7 protein-coding genes are annotated in these 7,048 nt (G+C 67.1%); 4 read left to right on the forward strand and 3 right to left on the reverse strand.

What is annotated here, in order from left to right:
- Positions 1-632, reverse strand: a 632-nt coding sequence (gene wrbA, locus FFS49_RS41420) for an NAD(P)H:quinone oxidoreductase (RefSeq protein ID WP_137951077.1), incomplete at its 3' end; no start/stop codon positions are given.
- Positions 633-777: 145 nt separating this feature from the next.
- Here wrbA and FFS49_RS41425 point away from each other — a divergent pair.
- Positions 778-2,109 (forward strand): YihY family inner membrane protein, encoded by a 1,332-nt coding sequence (locus tag FFS49_RS41425; protein WP_105816794.1) that lies wholly within the window; start codon positions 778-780, stop codon positions 2,107-2,109.
- Between the two features lie 18 nt (positions 2,110-2,127).
- Here FFS49_RS41425 and FFS49_RS41430 read toward each other — a convergent pair whose 3' ends face one another.
- Positions 2,128-2,445, reverse strand: coding sequence for an Mpo1-like protein (locus FFS49_RS41430; protein WP_039347312.1), 318 nt, complete (start codon positions 2,443-2,445; stop codon positions 2,128-2,130).
- A gap of 158 nt (positions 2,446-2,603) precedes the next feature.
- On the opposite strand from FFS49_RS41430, the gene FFS49_RS41435 reads away from it, so the two are divergent.
- The 3 genes from FFS49_RS41435 (at position 2,604) to aroC (ending at position 6,501) form a co-directional block, all read left to right on the forward strand.
- Positions 2,604-3,059 (forward strand): CBS domain-containing protein, encoded by a 456-nt coding sequence (locus FFS49_RS41435; protein WP_006755543.1) that lies wholly within the window; start codon positions 2,604-2,606, stop codon positions 3,057-3,059.
- 139 nt (positions 3,060-3,198) lie between these two features.
- Positions 3,199-5,133, forward strand: a complete 1,935-nt coding sequence (locus FFS49_RS41440; RefSeq protein WP_105816793.1) for an MFS transporter — start codon at positions 3,199-3,201, stop codon at positions 5,131-5,133.
- Positions 5,134-5,400: 267 nt separating this feature from the next.
- A complete protein-coding gene (aroC, locus tag FFS49_RS41445) occupies positions 5,401-6,501 on the forward strand; it encodes a chorismate synthase (RefSeq protein WP_105816792.1) in 1,101 nt (366 codons plus the stop codon).
- 136 nt (positions 6,502-6,637) lie between these two features.
- Here aroC and FFS49_RS41450 read toward each other — a convergent pair.
- Positions 6,638-7,048, reverse strand: a 411-nt coding sequence (locus FFS49_RS41450; RefSeq protein ID WP_171026920.1) for a 4Fe-4S dicluster domain-containing protein, incomplete at its 5' end; no start/stop codon positions are given.

Below are 7,048 nucleotides of genomic sequence, written 5' to 3' on the forward strand. Positions count from 1 at the left end.
CTCTCCAGCGCCCAGGCGGCCGAGGCCGCATGGGCGCTGGAGAGGGCGGCCGCCGCGCGCGCGAGTCGCACGCCGAGCGCGGCCGCGAGCGCCTTTTCGTCCGCCGACAGCCCGGCGGCTGCCGAGCGATCGTGCTGCGCGACGTGCGATGCGCCGTACGGCGTGCCGCCGGTGCGCGTCGTGCTGAGTGCGGATTCCGTGTACGGGATCCCGACGATCATCATCCCGTGATGAAGCAGCGGCAGCATCATCGACAGCAACGTCGATTCCTGGCCGCCGTGCAGGCTGCCCGTCGACGTGAACACGCAGGCCGGCTTGCCGGTCAGCGCGCCCGACAGCCATTGCGGTGTGGTGCCGTCGAGGAAATACTTGAGCGAGGCGGCCATGTTGCCGAAGCGGGTCGGCGAGCCGAGCGCGAGGCCCGCGCATTCCTCGAGATCGCGCAGTTCCGCGTACGGCGGGCCGTCGGCGGGGATGTCGGGGGCGGTGGCTTCGCAGACGGCCGACACGGGCGGCACGGTGCGAATGCGGGCCTGCATGCCCGGCACGCTGTCGATGCCGTTCGCGATTGCGAGCGCGAGATCGCGCGTGGCGCCGTGACGGCTGTAATAGAGGACGAGGATGTCTTTCATGGGCGACGGAGCCGCGTGCGGCCGCGCGCGTGCCCGGTGCAGTCGGCCCCAGCTGGAATCGAGCGGCTATTATAGGGGCTGAAGCCGTCGCGCAGCGCGGCGGCGGCGCGCCGTCGGGCGCGCGGCATCAAGAAGGAGAAGCCGTTTGCCGAAGTTGAGCGTCGATCTCGACACCATCAAGCGCCTCGCGCAGTTCGCGGCCCGGCGCAGCGCCGAGGATCGCATCCCGCAAGTGGCGGGCAGCCTGACGTTCACGACGATGCTGGCGCTCGTGCCGCTCGTGACGGTCGCGTTCGCGCTGTTCACCGCGTTCCCGATGTTCGCGTCGTTCCAGATCTCGCTGCAGGGTTTCCTCGCGGATCACCTGATGCCCGCGCAGTTCAACGTCCAGATCTTCAAGTACCTGAACCAGTTCGCATCGAAGGCGAAGGGGCTGACGACGGCCGGCCTGATTGTGCTCGTCGTCACGTCGGTGATGACGATGATGACGATCGAATCGGCCTTCAACCTGATCTGGCGGGTGCGCAAGCCGCGGCCGTTCGCGCAGCGCGTGCTCGCGTACTGGGCGCTGATCACGCTCGGCCCGCTGCTGTTCGGCGTGAGCCTGTCGATCTCGTCGTACCTGTTCACGCAGTCGCTGGCGTTTACCGGCGCCGCACCGTCCACGTCGATCGTCGAGTGGCTGCTCGCGCTCGTATCGCTGCCGTTGACGGTGCTCGCGTTCACGCTGCTGTACGTGTACCTGCCGAACTGCACGGTTGCGTGGCGCGACGCGGTGATCGGCGGGCTGTTCGCAGCCGTCGCGTTCGAGCTCGCGAAGCGCGGCTTCGGCTACTACGTCCGTCGCATTCCGACCTATACGGCCGTCTATGGTGCGTTCGCGGCGCTGCCGGTGTTCCTGTTATGGGTGTACCTGAGCTGGTTCATCGCGCTGCTCGGCGCGATGGTGGCTTCCGCGCTGCCGGCGATTCGCGTCGGCCAGTTCCACCGCATCCACTATCCGGGCAGCGACCTGCTCGACGCGCTGGAAATGCTCGCGCGGCTGGCCGAAGCGCGCACGGCCGGCAAGCGCGGCTACACGGGGATGCGGCTCGCGACCATGCTGCGCTGCGACATGGAAACCGCGCAGCGCCTGCTGACGACGATGGAGGAGCGGGAATGGATTGCGCGGCTGGACGGCGGCGGCGAGACCACGCCGCGCTACATTCTGCTCGCGAACCCGGAGCAGCTGACGCTTGCGCAGTTGTTCGACGTACTGGTGATCGACCGCACGGAACTCACCTACCAGCTGCAGCGGCGCCGCAGCCATGTCGACGGCGCTGCGCTGCTTGCGGCGCTGTCGAGCGACCGCTTCGACGTGTCGCTCGCGACGCTGATCGCCGCGCACCGGCTGGCCGGCGCACAGCCGGCGGGCGTCCCGGGGCAGGCGCCAGGCGGCGTGTCCGATCCGCATGCACGTCCGCCGCGGCCCGCGTGAGCGGGGCGCTCGGCCGCGTTATAACGGGATCTTGCCCGTACAGATATCCTTGAACATCACCCAGTCGCCCATCAGGCTGTAGATCGGGTGCCGGAACGTGGCCGGGCGGTTCTTCTCGAAGAAGAAGTGTCCGACCCACGCGAACCCGTAGCCGCAGACGATCGCTGCCGGCAGCCACAGCCAGTCGCCGGTGGCGATCGCCATCGCGACGCAGCCGATCACGCCGAGCGAGCCGATGAAGTGCAGCCGCCGGGACGTCCGGTTCTGGTGTTCATTCAGGTAATACGGGTAGAAATCGGCGAAGCTGGCGAATTGCTCCGAATGCGTATGCGCCATGGACGTCTCCTCTGGCCGCTGTTCATGGGGTCATTGTGCTGCCGGCAGTCCGCTTCCGCAAGCGGGGGGCGGCCCGCTGCGCGGGCCCGAGCTTTCCTTTTGACAGGCTTTCCGATAGGATCGAAAGAGGTTTTGCATTCAAGCATGAGGGGACTACGATGCGCGTCAGCGATATTCTGAAAGTGAAGGGCAACACGCTGTTTACGGTGACGCCCGATAAGCCGCTGCGCGAAGCGGTCGATACGATGGCCGAACACGACATCGGTTCGCTCGTCGTGATGGAGTACGGCGATCTCGTCGGGATGCTGACGTTCCGCGAGATCATCCTGCGTCTGCACGTGAACGGCGGCGCGATCGGCGACGTGCAGGTGCGCAAGGTGATGGACGAGCCGCTCACGTGCACGCCGGAAACGGACGTCAACGAAGTGCGCCGGATGATGCTCGAGCGCCATGCGCGCTACATGCCGGTGCTCGACAAGAAGGTGCTGATGGGCGTCATTTCGTTCTACGACGTCGCGAAGACGGTCGTCGAGGCGCAGAGCTTCGAGAACCGGATGCTGAAGGCATACATCCGCGACTGGCCGGAATCGGAAGCCGAAGCGCACAAGTCGTGAATCACGCCGCGCCCGTCGCCGTCACGCGCGGGCGCCGCCACCCGGCGCGCGGCGGCGCAGGCATGTCCTGCGCCGCCGTTTTTTCAATGACCACACGAGGCCCGCGCAGCGCTGCCCAGACGGCGCGCGCGTATTCCGCATGAGCGATCAAACGCAAGCCGCTTCCAGGCGGCGTGACGAACGGCGCGCGCACGCGTCGCAGTTCGACCTGCTGCGCGAGCGCCGTTTCGCGCCGTTCTTCACGACGCAGTTCCTTGGCGCGCTGAACGACAACGTCTTCAAGATCGGCTTCACGTCGCTCGTCACCTATCACACCGCGCGGTTCTCCGGCGTCGATGCGAAGACGGCGGCCTTCCTGATTTCCGCGATCTTCATCCTGCCGTTCGTGCTGTTCTCGGCAACGTCCGGCCAGATCGCCGACAAGTACGACAAGGCGACCCTCACGCGTTTCGTGAAGACCTTCGAGATCGTGCTGATGCTGGTCGGCGCGGCCGGCTTCGTCACGCACAGCGCGCCGCTGCTGTATCTGTGCACGTTCATGATGGGGATGCACTCGACGCTGTTCGGGCCCGTCAAGTATTCATACCTGCCGCAGCATCTCGGCGAGCACGAGCTGGTCGGCGGCAACGGTCTCGTCGAGATGGGCACGTTCATCGCGATCCTGATCGGCACGATCATCGGCGGCGCGGCCGCGGGCATCGACGGCAACGGCGAGCGCGTGCTCGCGGTGAGCGTCGTCGTCATCGCGCTTGCGGGGCGGTTCGTCGCGCAGCGCGTGCCGTCCACGCCGGCGCCGCAGCCCGATCTCGTGATCAACTGGAATCCGGTCAGCGAGACCTGGCGCAACCTCGGGCTCGCCCGGCAGAACCGCACCGTGTTCCTGAGCCTGCTCGGCATCTCGTGGCTGTGGTTCGTCGGCGCGACGTTCCTCACTTCGTTCTTCAATTTCGCGAAGGACGTGCTGTCCGCAAGCCCCGATGTCGTCACGATCCTGCTCGCGACGTTCTCGGTCGGCATCGGCCTCGGCTCGCTGTTGTGCGAACGGCTGTCGCAGCGGCGCGTCGAGATCGGCCTCGTGCCGCTCGGCTCGATCGGCATCAGCGTATTTGCGATCGAGCTGTATTTTGCGAGTCATGCACTGCCTTCGCCCGGCCATCTGCTGTCGGTCGGCGAGTTCCTGGCCGGTGCGCGCCACTGGCGCATCCTGGCGGACCTGTTCCTGCTCGCGATGTTCGGCGGCTTCTACAGCGTGCCGCTGTACGCACTGATCCAGAGCCGCAGCGCGCCGACGCACCGCGCGCGGATCATCGCCGCGAACAACATCCTGAACGCGCTGTTCATGATCCTGTCGGCGGTGATGGCGATGGGGCTGACCAAGGCCGGCGTCGACATCCCGGGGCTGTTCCTCGTCACCGCGCTGCTGAACGTGATCGTCGCCGCGTATATCTATCTGCTCGTGCCCGAGTTCCTGCTGCGCTTCGTCGCATGGGTGCTCGTGCATACGTTCTACCGGATTCGCCTCGTGCACGCGGAGCGGATTCCGGCGGAAGGGGCGGCCGTGCTCGTGTGCAACCACGTCAGCTACGTCGATGCGCTCGTGCTGGCCGCCGCGAGCCCGCGCCCGATCCGTTTCGTGATGGACCACCGGATCTTCAAGACGCGCTTCGCGAGCTGGGTGTTCCGGCATGCGAAGGCGATCCCGATCGCGCCGCGCCACGAGGATCCCGCGATGCTCGCGCGTGCATACGACGCATGCGAGGCCGCGCTGAAGGAAGGCGAGCTCGTGTGCATCTTCCCGGAAGGCAAGCTGACGAAGACCGGCGACATCAACACGTTCCACCACGGCATCACGGAGATCCTGGGGCGCACGCCGGCACCGGTGATCCCGATGGCGCTGCGCGGGCTGTGGGGCAGCTATTTTTCGCGGCATTCCGATGCGCGGATGCCGCGGCCCATCAAGCGCGGCGTGATGAGCCGCCTGACGCTGGCGGTCGGCGAGCCGATCCCGGCGTCGGTCGCGACGCCCGAGGCGCTGCAGGCCGCAGTGACCGAATTGCGCGGCGCGCGAAAGTAGGCGGGGCGGGCCCGGCGGCATCGCCCCGGGCCGCAATGACCGCCGTGAACCGGCCCCCGTTCGACCGGAACGGCGCGGGGTCCGCAATCGTCTCCACGAGCCGTTCCCCTGGTCGGCCGGTGTGGTCCGAACGGTTCACACGGCCCGCGTGCCCGGGACGGCTGGCATAATAGCGGCTTACCTCTTTTTCTCGACCGGCAAACGATCGGCCTGCCAGCGGCTTGGGCGGCGCATCGGTTTGTCCATTTCTCTTTGGGCGGTTCCATCATGTCCGGCAATACCCTCGGCACGCTTTTCACTGTCACGACCTTCGGCGAATCGCACGGTCCCGCGATCGGCTGCGTGATCGACGGCTGCCCGCCGGGAATGGGGCTGACCGAAGCCGACATCCAGATCGAGCTCGACCGCCGCAAGCCCGGCACGTCGCGTCACGTGACGCAACGTCAGGAGGCCGACGAGGTCGAGATCCTGTCGGGCGTGTTCGAAGGCGTGACGACCGGTACGCCGATCGCGCTGCTGATCCGCAACACCGACCAGCGCAGCAAGGACTACGGCAACATCGTCGAAACCTTCCGCCCCGGCCACGCCGACTACACCTACTGGCAGAAATACGGCATCCGCGACCACCGTGGCGGCGGCCGTTCGTCCGCGCGCCTGACCGCGCCGATCGTCGGCGCGGGTGCGGTCGCGAAGAAGTGGCTGCGCGAGCGCTTCGGCGTCGAGGTGCGGGGCTATATGAGCGGCCTCGGCGAGATCGACGTGCCGTTCGTCGACTGGTCGCACGTGCACGAGAATCCGTTCTTCTCGCCGAATGCGGCGGTCGTGCCGGAACTCGAGGCGTACATGGATGCGCTGCGCAAGGATGGCGATTCGATCGGCGCACGCATCGACGTCGTCGCGTCGGGCGTGCCGGTCGGCTGGGGCGAGCCGGTGTTCGACCGTCTCGATGCCGACATCGCCAAGGCGATGATGAGCATCAACGCGGTGAAGGGCGTCGAGATCGGCGCGGGCTTCGACAGCGTCGCGCAGCGCGGCTCGGTGCATGGCGATGAGCTGACGCCGGCCGGCTTCGTCGGCAACCATGCGGGTGGCGTGCTCGGCGGGATTTCGACGGGGCAGGACATCACCGTGTCGATCGCGATCAAGCCGACGTCGAGCATCCGCACGCCACGCCGCTCGATCACGAAGGCTGGCGAGGAAGCGACGGTGGAAACGTTCGGTCGCCACGATCCGTGCGTCGGCATTCGCGCGACGCCGATCGCCGAGTCGATGCTCGCGCTGGTGCTGATCGATCATGCGCTGCGCCATCGTGCACAGTGCGGGGACGTCGAGACGCCGACGCCGAAGATCGCGGGCAGCGCGACCTGACGCTAGCGGGCGGGGCGCTGCGCGTCTCGTCCGGCCGTTGCGCGGAGCATGCAAAACGGGGCGCTGCTTGAAGCAGCGCCCCGTTTCGTTTGCGGCAGCCGAAACACGCGCCGCTCGTGGCGGCGCGCTCCGGCCATTACATGTTCGGGTAATTCGGCCCGCCGCCGCCTTCCGGCGTGACCCACACGATGTTCTGCGTCGGGTCCTTGATGTCGCAGGTCTTGCAGTGCACGCAGTTCTGCGCGTTGATCACCAGGCGATCGCTGCCGTCGTCGTTCTTCACGAACTCATACACCGCCGCCGGGCAGAAGCGCCCCTCCGGCCCCGCGTACGTGCGCAGGTTCACGTTCACCGGCACGCTCGCGTCCTTCAGCGTGAGGTGCGCCGGCTGGTTCTCCTCGTGGTTCGTGTTCGAGATGAACACCGACGACAGGCGGTCGAACGTCAGCTTGCCGTCCGGCTTCGGATACTCGATCGGCTGGCATTGCGACGCCGGCTTCAGCATCTCGTGGTCCGCATGCTTGTGGTGCAGCGTCCACGGCACGTT

This window comes from Burkholderia sp. 4NA327C6 (assembly GCF_005502655.1).
In the GTDB taxonomy this organism is placed as follows: Bacteria; Pseudomonadota; Gammaproteobacteria; order Burkholderiales; family Burkholderiaceae; genus Burkholderia; species Burkholderia contaminans.